This window comes from Enterococcus sp. DIV0236 (assembly GCF_050558525.1).
Taxonomy (GTDB): Bacteria; Bacillota; Bacilli; order Lactobacillales; family Enterococcaceae; genus Enterococcus; species Enterococcus faecalis.
This window is the reverse complement of the sequence record NZ_CP187891.1, coordinates 228,780-252,083: the sequence shown is the minus strand read 5'-3', so window position 1 is coordinate 252,083 and position 23,304 is coordinate 228,780. Positions and strand designations below refer to the sequence as shown.

The window sequence follows — 23,304 nt, the reverse complement described above, 5'->3', positions numbered from 1 at the left end:
TCACTTCATCCTTTTCAATTTTATTTTTGACTTCCACTAGTTTTTTTCACCGTCGAAGGTTTAAATCCTTTTAAGCGTAAGGCGTTTAGTAAGACAGAGACTGAACTAAAACTCATAGCTGCTGCTGCAATCATCGGACTTAACAAAGGTCCACCAAATAAGTGTAACACACCCATAGCCACTGGAATACCTAATGTATTATAAGCAAATGCCCAGAAAAGATTTTCTTTGATGTTTTTGATGGTCGCTTTACTTAATTCAACTGCTGTAGGCACATCCATTAAATCACTACGCATTAGCACAATGTCGGCCGATTCCATTGCAACATCTGTGCCTGAACCAATAGCAATCCCCACATCTGCTTGGGCAAGCGCTGGTGCATCATTAATACCGTCACCCACCATCGCAACTTTTTTGCCTTCTGCTTGTAGTTTTTTCACTTCTAATGCTTTATCTTCTGGTAAAACTTCACTTAAGACACGATCGATACCTACTTGTTTTGCAATCGCCTCGGCAGTACGCTTGTTGTCTCCCGTAATCATCACGGCTTCGATCCCCATTTTATGCAAACGTGCAATGGCTGTTTGACTGCTATCCTTCACAGTATCTGCTACCGCAATGATACCCGCAAACGAACCATCTTTTGCCACAAACATTGGGGTTTTCCCTTCTTCTGCCAAACGATCCGCTTGTTGAACAAACGTTGATAGCTCGATGGCCTCTTCTTTCATTAATTTTATATTGCCCAAAAGTAGGACTCGTTCGTTGACTGTCACACGGATGCCGTGACCTGGAATCGCTGAAAAATCGCTTCCTTCTGCTAATGGCAATTGACGTTCTTTAGCCGCCCCCACAATTGCTTCACCTAGAGGATGTTCTGATCCTTGTTCTGCAGAAGCTGCTAATGTTAGTAACTCAGCTTCTGAAAGTGCTGAATCAGCAACTAAAATATCTGTAACCACCGGTTTGCCTTCTGTAATAGTTCCTGTTTTATCAAACACGATTGTTTGAATTTTGTGAGTGGTTTCTAAAGCATCCCCACTTTTAATTAAAACGCCATTTTCAGCGCCCTTACCTGTTCCCACCATAATCGCAGTCGGCGTTGCCAAGCCGAGCGCACAAGGACAAGCAATCACTAACACAGAAATGGTAATTGTCAAAGCGAAAATCCATGACTCTTGTCCTAAAAAGAACCAAGCCAAGCCAGAAAGAACAGCCAAACCAATGACGATTGGGACAAAAACACCCGAAATTTTATCAGCTAATTGTGCAATCGGCGCTTTTGAGCCTTGCGCATCTTCCACTAATTGAATGATTTGGGCAAGGGCCGTCTCTTTTCCCACTTTTGTCGCCTTGAATTGAAAGCTGCCATTTTTATTGATGCTAGCACCAATTACTGCATCACCGACTTTCTTTTCAACAGGCAAACTTTCGCCCGTTAACATGGCTTCATCCACAGAACTACTGCCTGAAACAATCACTCCATCAACAGGGATTTTATCTCCTGGGCGAACAATCACAATGTCATCCAACTGAACAGCATCAACTGGCACTTCAATTTCTGCGCCATCACGTAAAATATGAGCAGTTTTCGGTGCTAAACCCATTAATTTTTTTATCGCATCTGAGGTTTTCCCTTTTGAAACAGCTTCGAAATATTTTCCTAATGTAATTAAAGTTAAAATAACACCCGCTGATTCATAATAAAGAGCCATTGTAAAACTTGTATCTCCTAAGAATATCATGACTGTGCCATATAAACTATACACAAAAGCAGCACTGGTTCCTAAAGCTACCAAAGAAAACATATTCGGATGCCCTTTAAATAATGCTTTAAAACCAACTGTGAAAAATTCTCTGCCGACATATAGGACGGGTAACGTCAAAATCAATTGAACCATTGCAAAGGTCGTCGCATGTGTCATTGGATTCAAAAAATCCGGCAATGGTAAGCCTACCATATGTCCCATCGCAATATAAAGAAGGGGTACTGTAAACACCGCTGAGATCCAAAAACGTTGCCACATCTCAGCAATATGTTTTTGTTTCTTTTCACGATCTTGGTCCGCTGTTGCACCTGCAGCGACTTCTTCTGTCGCTTGATAACCTGCATCCGTAACTGCTTTGATAATTTCAGCACTCGTTACTTGATGGTCGTCATAACTAACCACCAGTTTTTCCGTGGCTAAATTAACAATCGCTTGTTGAACACCAGATAATTGGTTCACAGCTTTTTCAATCGTTTGGGCACAGGAAGCACAACTCATTCCTTCAATCGCAAACGTTCGTTGCTGGGCTGGGCTAATCGCCTTGTAGCCAGCATCTGACACAGCTTCCTTAATTTCTTCTTCTGTGACTTCCGTCTGATCATACGTGACACTTAATTTTTCCGTAGCTAAATTGACACTTGCCTTTGCCATCCCAGGTAACTTCGCCGTAGCCTTTTCAATCGTTTGGGCACAGGAAGCACAGCTCATCCCTTCAATATCAAACGTTTTACTTTCCATTTTTTTCACTCCTTTTTAAATTAAATGACATTGGCATTGACCAGGAATACAGTTACAAGGGACAGATTCAACCGCCGTCTTGCGCTTCTCTTTCAAGAGTTCCTCTAATCGATCCAAATCGTCATAACTCAACTGACTCTCTGTCAAAATTGTTTCTACCACGGAACCAACTTTACGGCTGCACACCTTGGCTAAAAGTTCGTCTGCCACCGTTTCAACGCTCCGACGTTCTTCTACTAGCGGATAATAAATATATTTATTACCTGCTTTCTCCGTCCCAACTAACTCTTTATCTGTTAAACGACTTAGTAACGTCTTGACGGTCGTTGATTTCCATTCTTTTTTCTCATTTAAAAGTGTATGCACTTCACGACTCGTGGTTTTGCCTTGGGTCCAAATAACCCGCATGACTTCCCACTCTGCATCAGTAATTGTCGCTAATTTATCTTTTGCCATACTCGTTAAATTCCTCCTTCATCAATAAAAAAGAGTTCAAGATTATCGACTACAAACGTAGTCGTTTATCTTGAACTCATCATATAGCTATTTTATTTTTTTGTCAACAACTTCTGCTCATCTTTTTTTATTGCAACGCAGATTCTTGTTTTTTAACAAAGTATTTCAATAAGAACGGTGCAACTAAGGTCGTTAAGATAATTACCACAATCATGCTCGTATAATACGCTTCTGAAAGTAATTTAGATTGGTAACCAATTTGCGCAATGATTAATGCCATTTCCCCACGCGAAACCATCCCAGCACCGACCATTAAAGAACTTGTATTGGAGAAACCAACCATTTTCGCTCCCCAGGCGCCGCCCAGTAATTTCGTTAAAATCGCCATAATCGTCATTACCAAAATAAAAGGTAAATCCTTTCCTAACGTGTTAAATGTCACTGATAAGCCAATGCTGGCAAAGAAGACGGGAATAAACACGGCATAGCCAATAGCTTCAATATTGAAATCAATTTCTGTTTTTGCATCCGTTTGTCCCACAGCAATCCCTGCAAAAAAGGCACCTACGACAGAACTTAAACCAACTAAATCAGCCAAATAAGCCATGCCCAAACAGATAATCAATGACATGATAATAACAGACGACCCAATGTTCATTTTTTGACTTAAACGTAGTAAATAGGGAGCGATAAAGCGGACCAAAAAGAAAATCCCAATAAAGAATAAGCCTTGTTCAATTAACTTAACAATAAAGCTGACTTCTGTATTGCCGCCTGTACTTGCACCAATCATGCCGACAGCGACACTTAAAATAATCACGACCACGATATCGTCAACGACGGAAGCCCCAAGAATCGTTGCACCTTCTTTACTACTTAAAACATTCAACTCTCTTAATACTTCTACTGAAATGCTGACCGACGTTGCTGCTAAAACTAACCCAAGGAAAAAAGCTTCTTTCCAAGAAAAAGCAAACAGCTGACCAATCAACATAGTAAAACCAACCGGTAAAACGATCCCCAAAATAGCGACCATGACACTAGGTTTCGCATATTTTTTCAATAATTCCAATTCACATTCCATTCCAGCAATAAACATCAGCATAATGACACCAATTTCTGAAAAGTCATGCACAAACACATCTTGATGCACAATATTTAACATCGCTGGACCTAACACAATCCCTACTAGCAATTGCCCAATTACCGCAGGAATTCCTACTCTTTTACAAGCAACACCTGCTAAAGTCGTTGTAATTAAAATCAAACATAAAATACCTAAAAATTCCATTCTATTTCCCTCTTTCTCTATTAACCAATCATCACTGATTCTTTTGGATATTGAACTTTCGACTGACTTTCCAAGCCTTTCTTAATTAATGACAATAACACCGTGTACACACCCACACGACCGACGAACATTAGAAAAATAATCACCAGTTTACCAAAAACAGTTAAATCTGGTGTTAACCCCATTGTTAAACCGACCGTTCCAAATGCAGAAATCACTTCAAAAACAATATACTCAATCCCGTTTTTTAAAGGTAATGTTTCTGTAAACGAGAGAATAACCGAAGCAGTTACACATAAAAAAGTTGCCAAGAAGAACAAAGTAAACGCTTGGAGCACTACTCGCTCAGGAATTGTGCGTTCATGGAATTCCACTCGCTGTTTCCCTTTAAAAATTGCACGAAATTGTAAAAATAGCACACCAAACGTAGTGGTTTTCAAGCCGCCAGCGGTTGATCCTGAAGTGCCACCAATAAACATCCACAAAATCGTGACAATCAGGCCTGGATTACTCATTTTCAAATAATCAACTGAATAAAAGCCAGCCGTTCTTGGTGTAACCGACAAGAACCAACTGTTGACAAGACGCTGCCAAAAAGACATGTCAGCTGGAAAATGGCGATATTCTGAAATGTAAAAAATAACGGTCCCTAAGACTAAAAAGGTGGCGGTCACCGTTAAAGCAAGGCGTGTATGAATACTAACACGGTGCTTAATTTTATTTTTATAGCCTTTAATCATTGCAAAAATATCGCGCCACACAATAAATCCTAAGCCGCCAGCTATAATTAAAAAGCTAATAACTAGTAAAAGATAAGGCGAATTTTGATAAGGAACCATACTATCCCCTAGCAAATCAAAGCCAGCATTACAAAATGCCGAAACGGCATGGAAGAGACTAAAAAACAACCCTTTTTTCCACCCAAATGTTGGCACAAATTGAAAGGACAACAAGAAGGCTCCAAGTAATTGAATAATGGCCGCAAACTTCATAATATATTTCATTAAACGAAAAACTCCGGAAACTTCACTAACATTTAACGCTTCTTGATACAACATCCGTACACTTAGTGACGCTTTTTTCCGCAGCAAACTAAAGAAAATCGTGGCAACGGTTAAAAAGCCTAAGCCGCCTAATTCAATCAAAATCATAATAATAACTTGCCCGATAGGACTCCAATGTTCCGCCGTATTCAAAGGCGAAAGCCCTGTAACACAGACGGCGGAAGTTGCCACGAAAAAAGCATCAATCCATTGCGTTTTTTGTCCAGCTTGTGCAGAAAAAGGCATCATTAATAAGATTGTGCCTACAACAATTAATAAAAAAAAGCCTAAGACAATTGTTTGAACAGGTGAAATATACAACCTTTTTTTGATCTGATGTTTCATTTTTTTCTCCTCTACCATTTCTTTGTCAATCAAAAACAACACAAACGGCTAGACAACTGTTGCTTTGTTCCTCTCGCCCTATGAGAAACTCAAAACCTTGAAAGCAACTTGCCCAACCGAATAATTATTTTTTAATTTTTGTTTTCACGTTGATAAATCGAATAAACCAACTCATTTTTTTGATAAACCTGTTTTAAACGAACTGGAATTGATTGAGCCATTGTCTCGTATAGAGCAATGCCCTCACCCAGAAACAGTGGTATTGTCGTCAAAATGAAGGTATCAATTAAATCAGCTGCCAAAAGCGGTTGAACCACTTTTGGGCCTCCAACAATCCAAATTCCCGCGCCGTCTTCTTCTTTGAGACGACGAATTAATGTGACTGGATCTTCCTTGGTAAAAGTTCTTGAAGCAGTTGATGGTTCTGGATGAGAGGTAATGATATAAGAATGCTTGTCTTCATAAAAATACACATCTGGGGACAATTCTTGTGTAACTTGATCATAAGTAGTCCGCCCCATTACCACAGTGTCTATTTTTTTATACATTTCATCGTAACTACGATCTTCTTCATCGCCACGAATATTCTCTTCTAACCAAGCAACACCGCCCGCTTTATCCGCAATGAAACCATCAATACTCGCTGCAATAAATAAAATTACTTCCCGTGCCACATCAACGCCCCCTTTTCTCTTCTTATCTATTTTAGCTTGTTTTCTCAAAAAACTCTAGGGGTGCGCATTGTTATTTTTAAAAGAAAAAAGAGAAAAACTAGGATAATTGGGCTACTTTTTGTAAAATAGGAAATAAGAAACTTTTTATTGAGTTATTTTACATTTTTTTCAAGAAAAATAAGAATTGGTTTATTTGATTTACACAAAAAAATAACATATTCAGTTTTTATATAAAGGAGGATTACTTTGTTTGATTTAGAGAAGGTTCAGACCTTGAATGAATTAGAAATGCTCGTTTACCATTATGTATTGGAACACCTGCACCAAATCCCTCAACAGACCATTCGCCAACTGGCTACTTCCTGTCATGTCTCCACCTCAACGATTCTACGATTTTGTAACAAAATGGGCTATGCTGGTTTTTCTGAATTAAAATATGCAGTGAAAGAAGAAGCCAAACAAACACAAACGTTTGAAAATTTTTATGATGCCACGGTTCACGTCGATGCTTTTTTAAAAAAATTAAACCAAGAAACCTATTACGAAATGCTTCGTCCAGCAATTCAAATGATTGTTCAAGCACGTCACGTTGCCTTTACTGGCATTGGTACTAGCGGAATTTTAGGTAGTTATGGCAGTCGTTATTTTGCCAACTTAAATATCAATTCTTACAGTATTGCTGACCCCTTTACGCCTATCCCCAAGCGCGGATTTGAAAATACATTAGCCTTGATTCTGTCTGTATCTGGGGAAACCAATGAAATGATTAAACAAATGACCGATTTTAAAACAGCTGGTGCCAAAGTGCTAAGCATTACCAACAATCAACATTCAACTATTGCCCGCTTGGCTGACTACAACATCTCCTATTATATGCCCGACGAACGTTCTCCATTTGCAGATAAATCAGTTAATACAACCACTCAAATCCCTGTCATTGCTTTAATTGAACTCCTAGCTCATCAAGCAAGTCAACTTTTAAAGGAACTAGATGAAACACCTTTCTAGTTGTTTTTCAAAAAAGCTCATGCTGTCTAAAACAGCATGAGCTTTTTTGTTTTTTTTCTTGGTACATGTTTCTCATTCAAGCAAAAGTCTATTTTTTCTTCAAATAAGCTTATATAGTAAATATGTAAACGGATACATTTGCATTTATATTATTCTTCAAAGGAGAGATTTTTATGAACGAATGGATTAACGAGAAATTATTACCTCCAGTACTAAAATTCGTCAATACCAAAGCAATTACTGCCTTACGGAACGGGATGCTTTACACGATGCCTTTTACCATTGTTGGTTCCGTGTTTCTTCTATTAGCGAATTTCCCAGTTACAGCTATTTCTGAATGGGTTAACGCAAGCGGTCTGGCTGTTTATTTCAATCAAGCATATGGGGCATCTTTTGCGATTATGTCGTTATTTGCGGTCATCGGTATTGCCTACTCATATGTAAAAAGCGAGGGATTTGAAGGCCTCCCAGCGGGCATGATTGCCATGGTGGTTTTCATTTTGTTTATGTCATCTGAAGTCAAAGATGCGGTTTCTGGCGCAGTAGTTGGCAATGTCATCAACAAAGATTGGACAGCTGGTAAAGGGATGATTACAGCTATTATTGTTGGTTTGTTAGTCGGCGTTGTATATAGTTGGTTTTTACGTCATGATATTCGTATCAAATTACCAGAAGCTGTACCAGAAAATGTGGCCAATTCCTTTACTGCGTTAATTCCTGCCAGCGTCATTGTAACTGGTGCAATGCTAATTTTCATTCTTCTAGATAAAGTCTTCAATACGACATTCTTTGACTTTATTTACGAAGTGCTACAATCACCACTTCAAGGAGTCACAGATTCACTAGGTGGCGCATTACTATTAGGTTTTGTCATTCCGCTCTTTTGGTTTTTCGGTGTTCACGGGTCAACAATCGTTGGCGGCATCATGGGTCCTATTTTACAAGCAAACTCTTTAGAAAACACCGAAATTTTGAAATCTGGAAAAGACTTAACACTGGCTAATGGTGGCCATATTGTTACACAACAATTTTTAGATCAATTTTTAACGGTCACTGGTGCGGGCATGACAATCGGGTTAGTCGTGTTCATGGTTTTCTTTGCCAAATCAGCTCAGTTTAAGCAATTAGGTCGGCTTTCAATTGGGCCAGCTGTTTTCAATATTAACGAGCCAATTGTCTTTGCTACACCTATCGTGATGAACCCAATCATGGCTGTGCCGTTCATTATCACACCGATTGTTTCTTCTGTTGTGACATATTTTGCCTTGTACACAGGACTGGTTCCTCTCTTTACTGCGGTACAAGTTCCCTGGACTACTCCTCCAATCATTTCTGGACTTTTAGTTGGTGGTTGGCAAGCCGCGTTGCTTCAAGTAGTGGTACTGACGATGAGTTTCTTTATCTATTTACCGTTTGCTAAAAAAATGGATGCACTTAACTACGCAGAAGAAACCAATCAACCGATTACTGAAGAAACCCTTGAAAAAGTCGAAGCACAAAATGTATAAAAATTTGAACAAAGGACTGAAACGATATGTCAATTTTGAAAAATGATTTTCTTTGGGGCGGCGCTGTCGCTGCTCATCAATTAGAAGGAGGCTGGGACCAAGGCGGTAAAGGGGTGAGCGTGGCGGATGTAATGACTGCCGGTGCACATGGCGTCCCTCGTAAAATTACCGCAGGCGTTTTACCAGATGAACACTATCCTAACCATGAAGCGATTGATTTTTACCATCGCTATCAAGAAGATATTCAACTATTCAAAGAACTTGGTTTAAATTGTTTCCGAACCTCTATTGCTTGGACACGAATTTTTCCTAACGGAGATGAAGAAACGCCCAATGAAGAAGGCCTTCGTTTTTATGATGCACTTTTTGACGAGTGTTTGAAAAATGGCATTGAGCCAGTTGTGACACTGTCTCACTTTGAAATGCCTTATCATTTAGTCACAAAATATGGCGGTTTTCGCAATCGCCAGGTCATTGATTTTTTTGTCAAATTTGCTGAAGTCTGTTTCACTCGTTACCAGAAAAAAGTCAAATATTGGATGACCTTTAACGAAATTAACAACCAAGCCAATTATGAAGAAGATTTTGCACCTTTTACTAACTCTGGTATTGCTTACCAAGAAGGAGAAGACCGCGAAGCAATTATGTATCAGGCTGCTCATTATGAACTAGTCGCTAGCGCACGTGCAGTGAAAATTGGCCACGCTATCAATCCCGACTTCCAAATTGGCTGTATGATTGCGATGGTGCCTATTTATCCTTATTCTTGTAATCCTGAGGATATGATGATGAGTGTTAGCGCAATGCAAAAACGTTATTGGTTTACCGATGTTCATGTCCGCGGTCATTATCCAAGTGCAATTCAATGCTATTTGAAACGAAAAAACATTTCATTAGATGTCACAGAAGAAGATTTAACTGATTTAGCTAATGGCTGTGTTGATTATATTGGCTTTAGCTATTACATGTCATTTGCTGTGAAAGGTGCAGAAAAGGCCCCTACTTTTGACTACAATGAAGCAAAAGACTTGGTGCGAAATCCTTATGTAGCAACATCTGATTGGGGCTGGCAAATCGATCCTATGGGCTTACGCTATGCAATGAATTGGTTCAATGATCGGTATGAATTACCACTTTTTATTGTCGAAAATGGCTTTGGTGCTATTGATGAGCTAGAACCAGACGGAACGATTAACGACACTTACCGAATCGCTTATTTACGTGAACATATTGAGATGATGAAAGAAGCCGTTGCGTATGACGGCATTGATTTGATGGGCTACACACCTTGGGGATTCATCGATTTAGTGAGCGCTAGTACAGGCGAAATGAAGAAACGGTATGGCTTCATTTATGTAGATAAGGACAACGATGGTCACGGAACGTTGGAACGGCGAAAGAAAAAATCGTTTGCTTGGTATCAACAAGTGATTGCTACGAATGGAGAAGAATTATAAACAAAAGGCCTTCGTCTAAAGACGAGGGCCTTTTGTTTATGCTTGTAATCCCTTTTCTAAATCAGTCAACAAATCTTCGACTGCTTCAATTCCTACAGATAAACGAATGAGTCCATCTTTAATTCCCACGGCTTCACGATTTTCTTTGGGGATAGATGCGTGAGTCATAATGGCAGGTACTTCAATTAAACTTTCTACGCCACCTAAACTTTCCGCTAAAGTAAAAATTTCCAACGCTTCTACGAAAGGAACGACTTGCTCATCCTTGGCTAATTCAAAAGAAATCATGCCACTAAATCCCGACATCTGTTTTTGCGCAATTTCGTGACCAGGATGACTCGCTAGTCCTGGATAATACACCGTTGCTACCGCTGGATGCGCTTCTAAAAATTCTGCAATTTTTTGAGCATTTTGGGCGTGCGCTGCCATCCGGACGCCTAATGTTTTTAAACTACGTTGGACCAGCCAACCATCATGTGGTCCTAGAACAGCACCAATCGCATTTTGTAAAAAGGCAATCTTTTCTGCGCTTTCTGGATGATTCGTTACGACTAAACCAGAGACTACATCACTATGGCCCCCTAAATATTTTGTCCCGCTGTGAACGACAATATCAGCACCTAACGCTAACGGCCGTTGAAAATAAGGCGTCGCAAATGTATTATCGACAATAGTTAACAACTGATGTTTTTTAGCAAGCTTAGCTGCCGCTTCAATATCTGTAATTTTTAACAGTGGATTACTTGGTGTTTCCAAAAACAAGGCTTTTGTATTTGGCTGAATTGCGGCTTCAATTGTTGATAAGTCGCTGGCGTTTACAATCGTGTAGCTTAACCCATTTGCTACAAATACTTTATCCAATAAACGGAAACTCCCCCCATAGACATCGTCACCTAATAAAATATGATCTTCGGGTCCAAACATAGAAATGATTGCATGGATACCAGCTAAGCCTGAGCTAAACGCAAAGCCATGGCTCCCACCTTCTAACTCAGCGATTAAGGTTTCTAACGCGTGACGTGTGGGATTACCTGAACGAGAATATTCATATTCTTTTGGCTGGCCCACGCCATTTTGTTCAAAGGTTGACGTTTGATAAATAGGAACACTCACTGCACCTGTTGTTGTATCTTTACTAATGCCGCCATGAATTAATTTGGTATTGAATTTCATAAAAGTTTTCCTCCTAAGAATAAATATTTTTTGATAAATAACGGTCACTACCGTCAGGAAAAATAGTTACAATTGTGCTGCCTGCTGGTAAGCGGCGCGCCTCTCTTAATGCCGCCGCAAATGCTGCGCCGCTGGAGCTTCCCACCAGCAAAGCGCTTTTCTTGGCTAATTGTTTGACCCAGAAAAAACCATCCTCGTCTGAAATGGTATAAAAGCCGTCCACAGGAATCTGTTTAAGAAAAGGCGGCACGAACTCCACGCCAATGCCTTCGATTTCATGTCCGTGTGCAGGTCCGCCATTTAAAATCGAACCTTCTGGCTCCACGCCCCATAATTGCGTCTTACTATTTTGTTCTTTGAGATATCTGCCAACACCTGCAAACGTTCCACCACTGCCTAAACCTGCGACAAAGCTAGTAATCTTCCCGCCTAGGTCTTGAACAATTTCAGGTCCTAATCCTTCGTAGTAAGCAGCAGGATTATCCGGATTTTCAAATTGTAACGGCACGTAACTATTAGGAATTTCCTTGGCTAAGTCTTGAGCACTAATTATCGCTCCGACAATCCCTTGCTCTGTTGGCGAAGGGACAATTTTAGCACCTAACGCTTGCATCAGCTGTTGTTTTTCCTGACTAAATTTTTCTGGCACAACAAAGATTGTCTTGAGGCCCAGTTGACTGGCAGCTAATGCAAGTCCAATCCCTGTATTCCCCGCTGTCGGTTCAATAATTGTTGTGGCTTGATTTATCTTTCCCGTTTTCATTGCTTCTTTGAGAAGATGCACACCAAGCCGATCTTTGACACTGCCACCTGGATTCAAATATTCTAGTTTCGCATAAATTTTAGTGCCTTCTGGCATAGGATATTGTTCACTTGTAAATTCAAATAATGGTGTTGCTCCGATTGTGTCTAAAATTGACTGAACAATCATAGCGAATTCCTCCTTCTAATACATGTACATAAAACAAAAAGGTGCTGATCGCATCAGCACCTTTTTTGTTTATTTCTGGTTGTCTAGATTCAGAGAGGAATCGTGTTAGGCAATTTTTCAGAAATAACGGAGGTTTTCCCCATCACAAAAGAGTATGCTGCACTATTTTGCACCATACAACAACAGCTTTCCGTTTCTAAAAAAGGGCTAGCTTGTTTTTTCGTCATGGTTGATTTCCTCCTTCGTCATGTGTTGACCAAACTATACCATTTCCCATTTTCTAGTGTCAACGATTCTAACGATTGCTATTTCCTATCACACCAATGGTTTTCTTATAGGCAAAAGAATTAATAGACCAAAAAAAACAGAAGGCTAGCCTTCTGTTTTTCTGCTACTTATTTAGCACGTTTTAAATACGTACCTTCCGCAGTATTGATTTCTAATAATTCGTCTGCTTCAACAAAATCTGGAACGTTAACAACTAATCCTGTTTCCATTGTAGCGGGTTTACCAGAACCAGTTACTGTTGCGCCTTTGATTGAAGGTTGTGTTTCAGCAACACGTAAGATTACCGTTGTTGGTAAAGTTAAACCAATGACTTCTTCACCATAAAATTGAATTTTTACTTCCATATTTTCTAATAAATATTTTAATTCTTCTTCAATTAAAGCAGTTGGTACTTCATATTGTTCATATGTTTCTAAATCCATGAAAATAGCCATATCATCTTGGCTGTATAAATATTGAACCGGTTTTGTATCGATGTGCGCTTTTTTCACTTTTTCATCTGGGCGCATTGTTGTATCTGTTGTTGAACCCGTACGAACATCTTTTAATTTCATACGCATAACCGTGTTACCTTTACCTGGTTTGTGGTGGCTAGCTTCCATTACTTTAATTAATTTGCCGTCTTGCTCAAAAGTCATACCGGCTTTTAAATCGCTTGCTGCAATCATTGTAATTTCTCCTTTTCTCTGGTTAATTCTTCATTATTGTAGCAAATAACCTAGGATTAATCTAGGAAATCACGTATCTTTTTTAGAAGTTTATCACTCCCCAGACATTGAATTGGGAAATAAAACGAGTTTAACTTGCCTTTTTTCTTGAATTGCGTTAGAATTACCAAGCTTTCATCAATTATTTTCACTTTTTACATAGAAAAAATCAATCATTAAAGGGGGTGATGATATGATACGTCAAACGCTATCTTTATCAAAAACACATGAGGTTGTCTGTCACTAAACATACGTTGGTGAGACAAATTGCCTTTCAGCGTATGTACTCGGTCTATTTGAAAGGAATTTAAAATCATGAACCCAACTATTCAACCTTACCAATTTAACATAATTAAAGAACAAGTCGCTGTGTTACTAAACACCTATACGTCTGTTAACGATGCTACGACTGTCAAAACTGTCCAGGCCCTATGTGCCGAAAAAATCAATGGGTTATTTCCAGAAGAACACCCTGCTGTTACGATTTTGTTGGACAAAGTGATGGATCGTCGTTTAACACGCGCACGTGCTGAAAAATATTTAGACGAATTAAAAGAAACCGTGCTGCCCTTTAAGGAACCTTCAACACCACAAGTCACGAAAGTCTTTCGCAAAGTGAAAAAGTTAAAGATTCCTGAGTGGGAAAACATGGATTTACGGAACAATACCTATGTCGGTTGGAACGACGCTGGGACTCAGAAAAAATTTATCTTAGCTTATCGAGAAAATAAATTAATCGGCGTCCACGGCACCCTTTCACCCACCATTGTTAAAGGTGTTTGCTCCATCTGTCAAACAATCACGAATGTGTCTATGTTCCTAGCTACCACCAAATCAGGCGGTGACGGAACCTACACGAAAAAAGGCAATTACATTTGCCATGATAGCGACACCTGTAACCAACAATTAACACAACCTGAATATTTGGAAGCCTTTATGGAAAATGTTAAGGCTGTGAAATAACAAAAAACCGTCAAGAAAATTTCTTGACGTTTTTTTGTTACATCTCTTTCAATTTCCCACGAAATTCTTCAATACTTTCATAACCTTTTGCTGCCATGATTTCTTGTAATTCTTTGGCTAGACGTTCAAAAACTTGTGGACCTTCTTGGTGCAATTGTGTGCCAACTTGTACTAATGTCGCACCACATAAAAGATGCTCAAAAACATCTTTTCCACATGTAATACCGCCCGTTCCAATAATTTTTATTTCTGGTTTCAAACGTTGCGCAAACGCACGAACATTGGCTAACGCTGTTGGTTTGACATATTCGCCGCCCAGTCCACCGAAGCCTCCTTTTGGTTTAATGACCACTTCTTCCTTGTCACTGTCAATATATAAACCATTACCGATGCTATTAATACTATTCACGTAAACTAAAGGGAATTTATTTAAAATTTCAGCCATTGCGTCAAAATGTGCAATATCAAAAAATGGGGGTAATTTTACACCTAATGGTTTAGTAAAAAATTGGAAAACTTCTGTTAAAAGCTTTTCTGTTAATTCAAAATCATAAGCAATTTGCGGTTTACCAGGCAAATTGGGACAAGACAAATTAAATTCTGTCACTCCTGTGTATTCACTTTCTTGCACTTTTTTTAAAATAGCGATATTTTCCTCATAATTCATACCAGATACAGATAAAAAGCGTAACTCCTCAGGAAATTCCTTTTGACGTGCAATCTGATAATCTAAATAATAATCAATCCCTAAATTAGGCAAGCCCATTGAGTTAATACTTCCTAATGGTGTATCAAAATACCGTGGTTCCTCATTGCCCTGACGAGGATTAGGTGTTGCCGTCTTAGCGACAAAAGCACCTGCTTGAGAAGCCGCTAACTCGTCCATTTCCTTAATTGTCATACAATGAATGCCTGATGCGTTCATTAACACATTCGCCAATTTATGTCCCGAAAACTCTACTGAAATATCCAAAAGAAAAACCCTCCTGTAAATTGTTTTACTCATAAGCTTACCACCTTCACATAAGCTTTTTATGATTATAGCATGTTTTTTTGCGTTAGTGTTATTTATATAAATTTAAAAAGGAATAAGCCATTGTGACTTATTCCTTTTCTTAGGGAAACTAACGTATCCAAAATTGATTGATTCTTATCGTCCCACAATAAACGTCAATTCACATTCGCAGACCTTTTTATCTTCCACGTAAGCAGTCGCTTTGCCGATGCCGACAAAGTCACGTAATTTGACGATTTCAAAATGTAATTTCAAGACATCACCAGGGACCACTTTTTGACGGAATTTGGCTTTGTTGATACCGCCAATATAGGCTGTTTCACCTTCAAATTGATCCATTTTTAAGATTAAAATCGAACCTACTTGTGCCAATGCTTCAATAATCAAAACGCCTGGCATTGTTGGATTTCCAGGGAAATGTCCTTGGAAAAATTCTTCGTTAATTGTTACATTTTTTGTTGCAATAATCTTTTCATTTGGAATAATTTCATCCACATAATCAATATAACAAATCGGATAGCGATTAGGAATCATTTCCATAATTTCTGTTGCAGTCATTACTTTTTTCATACTAGTTTTCCTCCCATTTCTTCAAGCAAATTACACCATTATGGCCACCAAAGCCAAACGAATTACTAATTGTATAGTCCGCTGTAATGTCACGTGCACCTTCTGTGACATAATCTAAATCACAATCTGGATCAGCAACTTGGTAGCCTATTGTCGGATGAGCTTTTCCTTCTTGCAATGTTTGCACACAAGCGATCGCTTCGATACCGCCAGCCGCGCCCAATAAATGTCCAGTCATACTCTTTGTACTTGAAATTGGAATTTGCGATGCTCGCTCACCAAAGACACGTTTGATGGCCGTTGTTTCCGCAGCGTCATTCGCTGGGGTTGACGTACCATGAGCATTGATATACCCAATTTGTTCCGGCGTAATCCCTGCTTCTGCAATCGCCATTTCCATCGCAGCCGCCGCGCCACTACCGTCTTTTAAAGGAGCGGTCATGTGGCTAGCATCACAGTTGCTGCCATAGCCAACAATTTCGCCGTAGATAGTTGCGCCACGTTTCTGTGCATGCTCGAGTTCTTCTAAAACCAGCATTCCTGCGCCTTCACCCATCACAAAACCTTTTCGTTCTTTATCAAAAGGAATCGAAGCCCGAGTCGCATCTTCTGTTGTATTTAAAGCATTCAATGCTGCAAAGCCTGCAATCCCAATTTCACATACTGTGGCTTCTGTCCCACCAGTTACCATCATGTCCGCTAAACCATATTTAATCGTGCGAAAAGCTTCACCAATCGCATTCGTCGCAGAAGCACAAGCAGTCACGATAGTTTGAGAAGGTCCTTTTGCACCTAAACGAATCGAAATATTTCCCGCTGCCATATTAGCAATTACCATGGGCACGAAAAATGGTGTTACACGTTTTGCGCCTTTTTTATCCATTACCCGTACTTGGTCTTGTAAGGTAGTCATCCCGCCAATCCCACTACCGACAATCACACCTAAACGAGTCGGGTCAATCGTTGCTTCTGTTAAACCACTCATTTCCCACGCTTCTAAAGCAGCGACCAAGCCATATTGAGAAAATAAGTCCATTCTTTTTTGCTCTTTGCGTTCTAAAACAGCACTTGGGTCAAACTCTTTCACTTCACCAGCCAAAGCCACCCCAGTATCTTCAGAATCAAATTTAGTAATTTTGCCAATTCCTAGCTTGCCATCCACTAGATTATGCCAAAATTCTTTTACGGTATTGCCTAATGGTGTTACGGCACCCATGCCGGTTATGACCACTCTTTTCATACTGTACCTCCGAGTTTATTTTGATTATCAAACTATTATTTCATGCGGTTTCCAGCACTTTTTCTCAAAAAATAAGAAAAATAGTTTGACTTTCAAAGTATTTTGGTTAATAATTCAGACATCAGGAAAAATGTCTGTTTTTTTCAAGATTAGAAAATTGAGAAGATTTTGTTATCATTCTCACACAGATAATACCAGTTGAAATTTTATTCGTCAACTCAATAAATGTAACTTTTACATTTTGATGAAGAAAAGCCTATTCTATCAACAAAAATTTTTTATTAAAGGAGATTTTATATGTTTTTACAAAATAAGAATGTCGTCGTAATGGGTGTTGCCAACAAAAAAAGTATTGCTTGGGGCTGTGCTAAAGCATTAAAAGATCAAGGGGCCAATGTTATTTATACGTATCAAAACGAACGCATGAAAAAGCAAGTGGTTAAATTAGCAGATGAAAATGATTTGTTGGTGGAGTGCGATGTTGCTTCTGATGCGTCCATTCAAGCAGCCTTTGAAACAATTAAAAATGAAGTGGGCACGATCGATGGACTAGTCCATGCGATTGCTTTTGCCAAAAAAGAAGAATTGTCTGGAAACGTTAGTGACATCACTCGTGATGGTTTCCTATTAGCACAAGATATTAGTAGCTACTCTCTTTTAGCAGTCACTCATTATGCGAAACCTTTGTTAAATCCTGGTTCAGGAATTGTCACATTGACGTATTTAGGTTCCGAACGTGCGATTCCTAACTATAATATGATGGGGATTGCTAAAGCATCTTTAGAAACTGCCGTGAAATATCTAGCTTTTGAATTAGCTGCAGATAAAATTCGTGTCAACGGAATCTCCGCAGGAGCGATTAAAACATTGGCTGTGACTGGTGTAAAAGACTACGATCAATTGATTAGTATTTCTAATGAGCGGACACCAGATAAAACAGGTGTAACCATTGAAGAAGTCGGAAACACTTGTGCCTTTTTAGTCAGTGAGCTAGCTAGTGGTGTGGTCGGTGACATCATTTATGTCGATAAAGGCGTTCACTTAACTTAATCATTTTTTGTCTTTATTTCTATTTATACATTAAAAAACAGAAATTGGACAATCTCTTTCACTCATTGATTGTCCAATTTCTGTTCTATTTTTTACTTTATTCTATAATAAAATTGACAGTTTCAATTCCAAAAACAGTTGTTAGGATTTGATTAACTTGTTCAAAAAGTTTTGATAAATCTTCCAGTTTATTTTTAGATTGGATTTTTTCAGAACCGTTATCGTAGCTTAAATGATTGTACGCTTCTTTAAAGGTTACTGCTGTGTCTTCTTTTCGATAAAGGATATATTCGTCATCTAGCATATCCATTTGTAGCTCCTGTTTAAATCCATTTCTGGCAACAACAGCAGAAACTAGATGAGCAACTGTCAAGCCATCTAACGGAATGTCCACTCCATTCATTGCTAATGTGTAGACGGTATCTTCCACTAAACCACAGGCGTTACAACCACCACTGGTTAAATCTACTGTACTTGTTATAATTGCCTCTTGCATCGTTTCTTCCCCCATATTGTTTTTTAAAGTTATTCTTTCATTTGTTATTTACGAACGTAATTCACATCATAATCGTCAACTTCAATATAGATATAGATTTTTTTATCAGGCATTTTACTACGAATATCTCGTTCAATCGCATTCACAACATCAGGTGCATCTTCTTCCATTGGTTCTACCACATCAATTTTTGCCGCTACTAAAATTTCAGTTGGGCCTAAATGAACGGTTTTTACATCAATTAGTTTTTCAACATCCGCCCGATCAAATGCGGTTTTAATTTTTGCTAAATCTGTAGCGGTCACACTTTCGCCTATAATCAAACTATAAAATTCTTTCGCTAAGAAAATGGCTGCACACATTAATAGCAAACCAATCAGTAAACCACTGATAGCATCAAATGCAGCAATCCCAGTTACCATTGTTAAAAGGGTTCCCACCAAAGCTAAACACAAACCAATAACCGCACAAAAGTCTTCCGTAAAAATAATTAAAATTTCACTGTGACGACTTTCTCGCAAAAATTTTAAGAGCGATAACTTCTCTGTATTCAATTCTTTGATTTCTTTCATCGCTACACGCAAAGAGCTACCTTCCACAAGCAAACCAAAAATTAAAATACCAATGACAATAGCCACATTTTCTACTTCATGAGAGGGATGCAGTAACTTCTGAATAGCCTCCATTACGCCTAACGCGCCCCCACCAAAAAAGAGCATCGTTGCAACAATTGTACTAAAAAAGTATTTTGCACGGCCTTCTCCAAATTGATGTAACGCACTTTGCCCACGAGAAGCGCGCTTATTCCCAAAAAGTAATAACACCTGATTACTACAGTCCACGACACTGTGGATACTTTCATTCATCATAGCGGTACTACCACTTAAAGCAAAACCAACAAATTTACTAATCGCTACTAAAATATTCGCAATCAGTGCGGCAATAACTGCAAACATGCCACTCGATTTTTTTGTCTCCATAATTACCTCCTATATGTAACGTAAAACTAAGATAAACCACCCGTTTATTCATCCATCATTTTACCACTTCTGAGGTATTTGTAAAAAAGAGTTCTCTTAAAATTCAAAAAGAAATGTACTGACTGTTTTAGTTGGCCCTCATTTATCGGTGTCCATCCCACTCTTGATAAAATTCCTCCAGATAAAGTTCCATAAATTGATGACGCTTTTCCGCCAATAAGCGACCATAATTTGTATTCATTTGTTCCTTTAACTTTAAAAGTTTCTCGTAAAAATGCATAATAGCAGTATCTTCCCCATTCCGGTATTCTTCTTGGGTTAACTGTTCACGAGGTTGTTTGTGAGGATCGTGAATTAAACGGCCTTTATTTCCCGAATAAGCCATCACCCGTGCAATTCCAATCGCACCGATGGCATCTAATCGATCCGCATCCTGGACCACTTTTCCTTCTAATGTAGTGACTGTTTTCCCAGTATTTCCTCCTTTAAAGGACATATTAGCAATAATGGAAAGGATGTGATTCGTTTGCTCTGTTGATACGTTATTTGCTTCCAACCATTGTTGCACCTTTAGTAAGCCAGCCTCTTCACTTTCGTTAAATTTTTCATCGCCAATATCATGTAACAATGCTGTTAATATACATAAAAATAAATTTGCTTGTTCTTTCTCTGCAATTGTTTTTGCTAATTGTGTCACCCGATAAATATGCCACCAGTCATGGCCACTTGCTTCGTTGGCTAATTCTTGTTGAACATAACGCTCTGCTGCTTGAATAATTGTTTGTTCTTCAAAACTAAGAGATTCATTTTCAAACATCCTAACACTCCTTTATTCTGGATTTAAAATTTCCACCTGGATAATCCCGCTAGCTTTCAGAAACATATTGGTGACAATCGGACCTACAAAAGAAAATCCTCTTTTTTTTAAGTCTTTTGCTACGTTATCTGACAAAAGCTGTGTGCGTGGGACTTGGTATGCTTCTTCATAAATAGATAAAACGGGGACGTTTTTTACAAATTGCCATAGATAATTGGCAAAACTGCCAAATTCTTCTTGTACTTTTAAAATTGCTTGCGCATTTTTAATGGTTGCTTCAATTTTGCGCCGATTGCGAATCATATCTGGATCAGCTACTATTCGATCGACTTCGTCAGGCAACAGCGCGGCAACTTTTTCCGGCTTCATTTGGCAAAAATTTTTCATGAATGCTACTTTTTTCCCTGCTGCTGCTTTCCAACTTAAACCAACTTGAAAAACACCCACCGTCAACAATAAAAACAGCAAATCATCCTCTCTTGTAGGTTTTCCCCATTGTTCTGTATACCATTGATAGTTGTTCATCGCCGCCTCCTTTTAAGACTGTTCAAATGTTAATAATGCTTGTTTCATTGCTAAACCACCACGGTAACCGGTTAATTGTCCCTTGCTGCCGATGACTCGATGGCAAGGAATGACCATTAATAAAGGATTTTTCCCAATCGCTGTGCCAACTGCTCGAACCGCACGTGGACGCCCAATTTTTTCTGAAATTTCTTGATAGGTTATTGTCTCACCATAAGGTATTTCTTGCAACGCCTGCCAAACTTCTTTTTGAAAGGGCGTTCCTTCGATGTCTATGGGGCAAGCAAACGTTGTCGAATGTTGGTTAAGATAACTTATTAGTGCTTCTTTATAAGGCGCAGTTTTCTTTTCAGAAGCTTCTAATTGTGCTTGAGGATACCAGTTTTTCAGTTCTTCTATCGATTGATTGGCTGAACCTACAAAAGCTAGTCCAGCGTCTGTCACACCAAGATAATAGTGATCGTTCTGCCATTCTTGTTGCGCATAATAAATCTTTTTTGCCATATTTCTACACTTCTTTCTCGTGTTTTTCTTATCTTCATTATAATTCTTTTGGCTTTCAAAATCTTGCGCTCCTATCACTTTTTACTTGTTTTTATTAGGGATTCTTTTACAATGAAGAAAACGGGAGGTGTGCTTACAATGAAAACAACGTATCGACTTACTCAGAAACGTTGGGAAGCCATTCAAAATAATAATACGCAATTTGATGGTGATTTTTTTTATGGTGTGACCACAACTAAAATTTTTTGTCGTCCTTCGTGCCCTTCCCGTGTGCCCAACAAGAACCACGTTCTGATCTTCAAAACGGCTCAGGAAGCTTTAACACTTGGTTTTCGTCCATGTAAAAGATGTCAACCAACCGGGCAAGTCGTTCCTAACGAGGAATGGGTTGCTCAAATTAAGCAATTTATTGATCTGCATTCAGCGGAACCTTTAAGTTTAGACTATTTAGCGCAAGCCTGCCACGGTAGTCCCTTTCATTTGCAGCGAACCTTTAAGGAACAGACAAAACAAACCCCATTAGCTTATTTAACAAGTATCCGAATTAGGCAAGCCCAAGAATTGCTTCTCCATTCACCCCTTACGATTCAACAAATCGCGAAAAAAGTTGGCTTCCAAACCGCAGCATATTTTGCCACCACTTTTAAAAAAGAATCAGGCGTAACCCCCTCTGTTTATCGCAGTAAAAATGAGCCGAAAAAATAACATTTCGGCTCATCGGATTATTTATTGGGGCGTAATTGTAGCCACGCTACAATCAATTGACTGATTTCTATTTGCTGTTGCTCGTTAGAAATTGTCGCTTTGTTGTCTCCTTTTTGGACACCGTAATTACCAAACCCTGCATGGTTACCACCTTTGATAGATACATACTGCGTATCTTTCGGCAAGAACTGTTTGGCTTTTTGATAGCTAGTCCAATTTAAAACACCATCGTTTGTAGCTGTTATTGACAGAACCGGCAGATCTTGCTTGTTTAGTGCACCTTTTTCGTCAGGATAGCTGGCTAAATAAATCATGCCTTTGATTCGTTGCTCATTTTCCGCTACAAAACGACTAGCCATCACACCACCCAGAGAATGTCCAGCCAAAACGAAGTTTTGTTGTGGATGATCCTTTATAATTTGTTCTGCAGCATTTGGTGCAAGAACCGCTAAATTCAAAGGAAAATGAACAATATAGACATCATAACCTTTCGTAGCAACTTCTTGCGCCCATTCACTATAACTAGCGGGCGCAACCAATGCACCTGGATAAAAAATCAGTGCTGTATCATTTTTTTGCCCGTTTGTGTAATAATCATAGTTTTTTTCTTGCGTGGCACTTTGACTTATTTTTAAGGCCGAATCGGTTGCTTGATACGTACTATTTTTAATAAAAATAGTCAAACCGATGACTAAGATTACTAAAAAAAGCCCAAGTCCTAGGACAATTTTTTTCCAACGTGATTTTGTTCTATTTTTCATCTCATTTCCTCCCAATGAAAAAATTCTTCTTTCTGATTCTACCTTTAATAAAAAAAGAACACAACAATAGGAGTTGGTAAAGCAACCCTTTTCTTGCTCCACCAACTCCTAACTAGACCGTTTCTCGATGACTTAGATTATTTTGATTCTTTTTCGCCTGCTTCTAAGTAGCTGATAATAACCGTCTCAAATCATCATTTATTTTTCCTACACTTCCCTTATTAAAATAACAATGAAGCTGAAAGCAGAAATATCAACACCGAACAGATCAATAAAGCCCTGTTATTTGA

The 23,304-nt window shown here is 38.8% G+C and carries 24 protein-coding genes; 6 read left to right on the top strand and 18 right to left on the bottom strand.

What is annotated here, in order from left to right:
* Positions 1–20 precede the first annotated feature (20 nt).
* From IGK27_RS01290 to IGK27_RS01270, 5 genes are all read right to left on the bottom strand, one after another.
* Positions 21–2,507, bottom strand: a complete 2,487-nt coding sequence (locus IGK27_RS01290) for a heavy metal translocating P-type ATPase (RefSeq protein ID WP_002377899.1) — start codon at positions 2,505–2,507, stop codon at positions 21–23.
* Positions 2,508–2,522: 15 nt separating this feature from the next.
* Positions 2,523–2,963, bottom strand: a complete 441-nt coding sequence (locus tag IGK27_RS01285) for a CopY/TcrY family copper transport repressor (RefSeq protein ID WP_430596425.1) — start codon at positions 2,961–2,963, stop codon at positions 2,523–2,525.
* Positions 2,964–3,090: 127 nt separating this feature from the next.
* A complete protein-coding gene (locus tag IGK27_RS01280; protein ID WP_002355211.1) occupies positions 3,091–4,254 on the bottom strand; it encodes a cation:proton antiporter in 1,164 nt (387 codons plus the stop codon).
* A gap of 20 nt (positions 4,255–4,274) precedes the next feature.
* A complete protein-coding gene (locus IGK27_RS01275) occupies positions 4,275–5,642 on the bottom strand; it encodes a TrkH family potassium uptake protein (protein ID WP_002366061.1) in 1,368 nt (455 codons plus the stop codon).
* Between the two features lie 131 nt (positions 5,643–5,773).
* On the bottom strand, positions 5,774–6,364 hold the full coding sequence (locus IGK27_RS01270) for a dihydrofolate reductase family protein (RefSeq protein ID WP_016615451.1): 591 nt from the start codon (positions 6,362–6,364) through the stop codon (positions 5,774–5,776).
* Positions 6,365–6,562: 198 nt separating this feature from the next.
* Here IGK27_RS01270 and genR point away from each other — a divergent pair, with 198 nt between their 5' ends.
* The 3 genes from genR to genA all read left to right on the top strand — a co-directional run bounded on the left by genR (position 6,563) and on the right by genA (position 10,289).
* Entirely contained in the window at positions 6,563–7,324 is a 762-nt protein-coding gene (gene genR, locus IGK27_RS01265) for a MurR/RpiR family transcriptional regulator (protein WP_002355208.1), read from the top strand.
* A 173-nt stretch (positions 7,325–7,497) separates the two neighbouring features.
* Positions 7,498–8,832 carry a PTS sugar transporter subunit IIC gene (gene genB / locus IGK27_RS01260; RefSeq protein ID WP_002355207.1) on the top strand — a complete coding sequence of 445 codons (1,335 nt, stop codon included), beginning with the start codon at positions 7,498–7,500 and terminating at the stop codon, positions 8,830–8,832.
* A 26-nt stretch (positions 8,833–8,858) separates the two neighbouring features.
* Positions 8,859–10,289 carry a 6-phospho-beta-glucosidase GenA gene (genA, locus tag IGK27_RS01255; RefSeq protein ID WP_002355206.1) on the top strand — a complete coding sequence of 477 codons (1,431 nt, stop codon included), beginning with the start codon at positions 8,859–8,861 and terminating at the stop codon, positions 10,287–10,289.
* A gap of 36 nt (positions 10,290–10,325) precedes the next feature.
* Here the strand turns inward: genA and IGK27_RS01250 are convergent, their stop codons facing one another.
* The 4 genes from IGK27_RS01250 to efp all read right to left on the bottom strand — a co-directional run bounded on the left by IGK27_RS01250 (position 10,326) and on the right by efp (position 13,349).
* Positions 10,326–11,462 (bottom strand): cystathionine gamma-synthase, encoded by a 1,137-nt coding sequence (locus IGK27_RS01250; protein WP_002355205.1) that lies wholly within the window; start codon positions 11,460–11,462, stop codon positions 10,326–10,328.
* A 13-nt stretch (positions 11,463–11,475) separates the two neighbouring features.
* Positions 11,476–12,393, bottom strand: a complete 918-nt coding sequence (locus IGK27_RS01245) for a PLP-dependent cysteine synthase family protein (protein WP_002355204.1) — start codon at positions 12,391–12,393, stop codon at positions 11,476–11,478.
* 89 nt (positions 12,394–12,482) lie between these two features.
* Positions 12,483–12,620, bottom strand: coding sequence for a hypothetical protein (locus IGK27_RS01240; protein ID WP_002355203.1), 138 nt, complete (start codon positions 12,618–12,620; stop codon positions 12,483–12,485).
* Between the two features lie 168 nt (positions 12,621–12,788).
* Positions 12,789–13,349 (bottom strand): elongation factor P, encoded by a 561-nt coding sequence (efp, locus tag IGK27_RS01235; protein ID WP_002355202.1) that lies wholly within the window; start codon positions 13,347–13,349, stop codon positions 12,789–12,791.
* A gap of 354 nt (positions 13,350–13,703) precedes the next feature.
* Here efp and IGK27_RS01230 point away from each other — a divergent pair, with 354 nt between their 5' ends.
* Positions 13,704–14,351: a FusB/FusC family EF-G-binding protein gene (locus IGK27_RS01230; protein WP_002355200.1), complete on the top strand. Its 648-nt coding sequence runs from the start codon at positions 13,704–13,706 to the stop codon at positions 14,349–14,351.
* 37 nt (positions 14,352–14,388) lie between these two features.
* On the opposite strand, the gene IGK27_RS01225 is transcribed toward IGK27_RS01230, so the two are convergent.
* The 3 genes from IGK27_RS01225 to fabF form a co-directional block, all read right to left on the bottom strand.
* Positions 14,389–15,357 carry a dihydroorotate oxidase gene (locus IGK27_RS01225; RefSeq protein WP_002386045.1) on the bottom strand — a complete coding sequence of 323 codons (969 nt, stop codon included), beginning with the start codon at positions 15,355–15,357 and terminating at the stop codon, positions 14,389–14,391.
* A 144-nt stretch (positions 15,358–15,501) separates the two neighbouring features.
* Complete coding sequence (gene fabZ / locus IGK27_RS01220) at positions 15,502–15,936, bottom strand: 3-hydroxyacyl-ACP dehydratase FabZ (protein WP_002355197.1); 435 nt, start codon at positions 15,934–15,936, stop codon at positions 15,502–15,504.
* 1 nt (position 15,937) lies between these two features.
* Positions 15,938–17,176, bottom strand: coding sequence for a beta-ketoacyl-ACP synthase II (gene fabF, locus IGK27_RS01215; protein ID WP_010821341.1), 1,239 nt, complete (start codon positions 17,174–17,176; stop codon positions 15,938–15,940).
* Positions 17,177–17,473: 297 nt separating this feature from the next.
* Here fabF and fabI point away from each other — a divergent pair, with 297 nt between their 5' ends.
* A complete protein-coding gene (gene fabI / locus IGK27_RS01210; protein WP_002358338.1) occupies positions 17,474–18,226 on the top strand; it encodes an enoyl-ACP reductase FabI in 753 nt (250 codons plus the stop codon).
* 97 nt (positions 18,227–18,323) lie between these two features.
* Here fabI and IGK27_RS01205 read toward each other — a convergent pair whose 3' ends face one another.
* From IGK27_RS01205 to IGK27_RS01185, 5 genes are all read right to left on the bottom strand, one after another.
* Positions 18,324–18,737 carry a DUF4809 family protein gene (locus tag IGK27_RS01205; protein WP_002364994.1) on the bottom strand — a complete coding sequence of 138 codons (414 nt, stop codon included), beginning with the start codon at positions 18,735–18,737 and terminating at the stop codon, positions 18,324–18,326.
* A 29-nt stretch (positions 18,738–18,766) separates the two neighbouring features.
* On the bottom strand, positions 18,767–19,702 hold the full coding sequence (locus IGK27_RS01200; protein WP_002355191.1) for a cation diffusion facilitator family transporter: 936 nt from the start codon (positions 19,700–19,702) through the stop codon (positions 18,767–18,769).
* 142 nt (positions 19,703–19,844) lie between these two features.
* Positions 19,845–20,519, bottom strand: a complete 675-nt coding sequence (locus IGK27_RS01195; protein WP_002355190.1) for an HD domain-containing protein — start codon at positions 20,517–20,519, stop codon at positions 19,845–19,847.
* Positions 20,520–20,531: 12 nt separating this feature from the next.
* The gene (locus IGK27_RS01190; protein ID WP_002355189.1) at positions 20,532–21,044 is read right to left on the bottom strand and encodes a DNA-3-methyladenine glycosylase I; all 513 of its coding nucleotides are present in this window, start codon (positions 21,042–21,044) and stop codon (positions 20,532–20,534) included.
* 12 nt (positions 21,045–21,056) lie between these two features.
* Entirely contained in the window at positions 21,057–21,548 is a 492-nt protein-coding gene (locus tag IGK27_RS01185) for a methylated-DNA--[protein]-cysteine S-methyltransferase (protein ID WP_002362939.1), read from the bottom strand.
* A 111-nt stretch (positions 21,549–21,659) separates the two neighbouring features.
* Here IGK27_RS01185 and IGK27_RS01180 point away from each other — a divergent pair, with 111 nt between their 5' ends.
* Positions 21,660–22,253: a bifunctional transcriptional activator/DNA repair enzyme AdaA gene (locus tag IGK27_RS01180; protein ID WP_002377894.1), complete on the top strand. Its 594-nt coding sequence runs from the start codon at positions 21,660–21,662 to the stop codon at positions 22,251–22,253.
* A 17-nt stretch (positions 22,254–22,270) separates the two neighbouring features.
* Here the strand turns inward: IGK27_RS01180 and IGK27_RS01175 are convergent, their stop codons facing one another.
* Positions 22,271–23,014 (bottom strand): alpha/beta hydrolase, encoded by a 744-nt coding sequence (locus IGK27_RS01175; protein ID WP_002401743.1) that lies wholly within the window; start codon positions 23,012–23,014, stop codon positions 22,271–22,273.
* Between the last annotated feature and the right edge of the window lie 290 nt (positions 23,015–23,304).

What these genes read in the sequence shown, in the direction of transcription:
- IGK27_RS01290 (WP_002377899.1), bottom strand. Translation starts at nt 2,507, where the DNA reads ATGGAAAGTAAAACGTTTGATATTGAAGGGATGAGCTGTGCTTCCTGT.
- IGK27_RS01285 (WP_430596425.1), bottom strand. Translation starts at nt 2,963, where the DNA reads ATGGCAAAAGATAAATTAGCGACAATTACTGATGCAGAGTGGGAAGTC.
- IGK27_RS01280 (WP_002355211.1), bottom strand. Translation starts at nt 4,254, where the DNA reads ATGGAATTTTTAGGTATTTTATGTTTGATTTTAATTACAACGACTTTA.
- IGK27_RS01275 (WP_002366061.1), bottom strand. Translation starts at nt 5,642, where the DNA reads ATGAAACATCAGATCAAAAAAAGGTTGTATATTTCACCTGTTCAAACA.
- genB (WP_002355207.1), top strand. Translation starts at nt 7,498, where the DNA reads ATGAACGAATGGATTAACGAGAAATTATTACCTCCAGTACTAAAATTC.
- genA (WP_002355206.1), top strand. Translation starts at nt 8,859, where the DNA reads ATGTCAATTTTGAAAAATGATTTTCTTTGGGGCGGCGCTGTCGCTGCT.
- IGK27_RS01250 (WP_002355205.1), bottom strand. Translation starts at nt 11,462, where the DNA reads ATGAAATTCAATACCAAATTAATTCATGGCGGCATTAGTAAAGATACA.
- IGK27_RS01245 (WP_002355204.1), bottom strand. Translation starts at nt 12,393, where the DNA reads ATGATTGTTCAGTCAATTTTAGACACAATCGGAGCAACACCATTATTT.
- IGK27_RS01240 (WP_002355203.1), bottom strand. Translation starts at nt 12,620, where the DNA reads ATGACGAAAAAACAAGCTAGCCCTTTTTTAGAAACGGAAAGCTGTTGT.
- efp (WP_002355202.1), bottom strand. Translation starts at nt 13,349, where the DNA reads ATGATTGCAGCAAGCGATTTAAAAGCCGGTATGACTTTTGAGCAAGAC.
- IGK27_RS01230 (WP_002355200.1), top strand. Translation starts at nt 13,704, where the DNA reads ATGAACCCAACTATTCAACCTTACCAATTTAACATAATTAAAGAACAA.
- IGK27_RS01225 (WP_002386045.1), bottom strand. Translation starts at nt 15,357, where the DNA reads ATGAGTAAAACAATTTACAGGAGGGTTTTTCTTTTGGATATTTCAGTA.
- fabZ (WP_002355197.1), bottom strand. Translation starts at nt 15,936, where the DNA reads ATGAAAAAAGTAATGACTGCAACAGAAATTATGGAAATGATTCCTAAT.
- fabF (WP_010821341.1), bottom strand. Translation starts at nt 17,176, where the DNA reads ATGAAAAGAGTGGTCATAACCGGCATGGGTGCCGTAACACCATTAGGC.
- fabI (WP_002358338.1), top strand. Translation starts at nt 17,474, where the DNA reads ATGTTTTTACAAAATAAGAATGTCGTCGTAATGGGTGTTGCCAACAAA.
- IGK27_RS01205 (WP_002364994.1), bottom strand. Translation starts at nt 18,737, where the DNA reads ATGGGGGAAGAAACGATGCAAGAGGCAATTATAACAAGTACAGTAGAT.
- IGK27_RS01200 (WP_002355191.1), bottom strand. Translation starts at nt 19,702, where the DNA reads ATGGAGACAAAAAAATCGAGTGGCATGTTTGCAGTTATTGCCGCACTG.
- IGK27_RS01195 (WP_002355190.1), bottom strand. Translation starts at nt 20,519, where the DNA reads ATGTTTGAAAATGAATCTCTTAGTTTTGAAGAACAAACAATTATTCAA.
- IGK27_RS01190 (WP_002355189.1), bottom strand. Translation starts at nt 21,044, where the DNA reads ATGAACAACTATCAATGGTATACAGAACAATGGGGAAAACCTACAAGA.
- IGK27_RS01185 (WP_002362939.1), bottom strand. Translation starts at nt 21,548, where the DNA reads ATGGCAAAAAAGATTTATTATGCGCAACAAGAATGGCAGAACGATCAC.
- IGK27_RS01180 (WP_002377894.1), top strand. Translation starts at nt 21,660, where the DNA reads ATGAAGAAAACGGGAGGTGTGCTTACAATGAAAACAACGTATCGACTT.
- IGK27_RS01175 (WP_002401743.1), bottom strand. Translation starts at nt 23,014, where the DNA reads ATGAAAAATAGAACAAAATCACGTTGGAAAAAAATTGTCCTAGGACTT.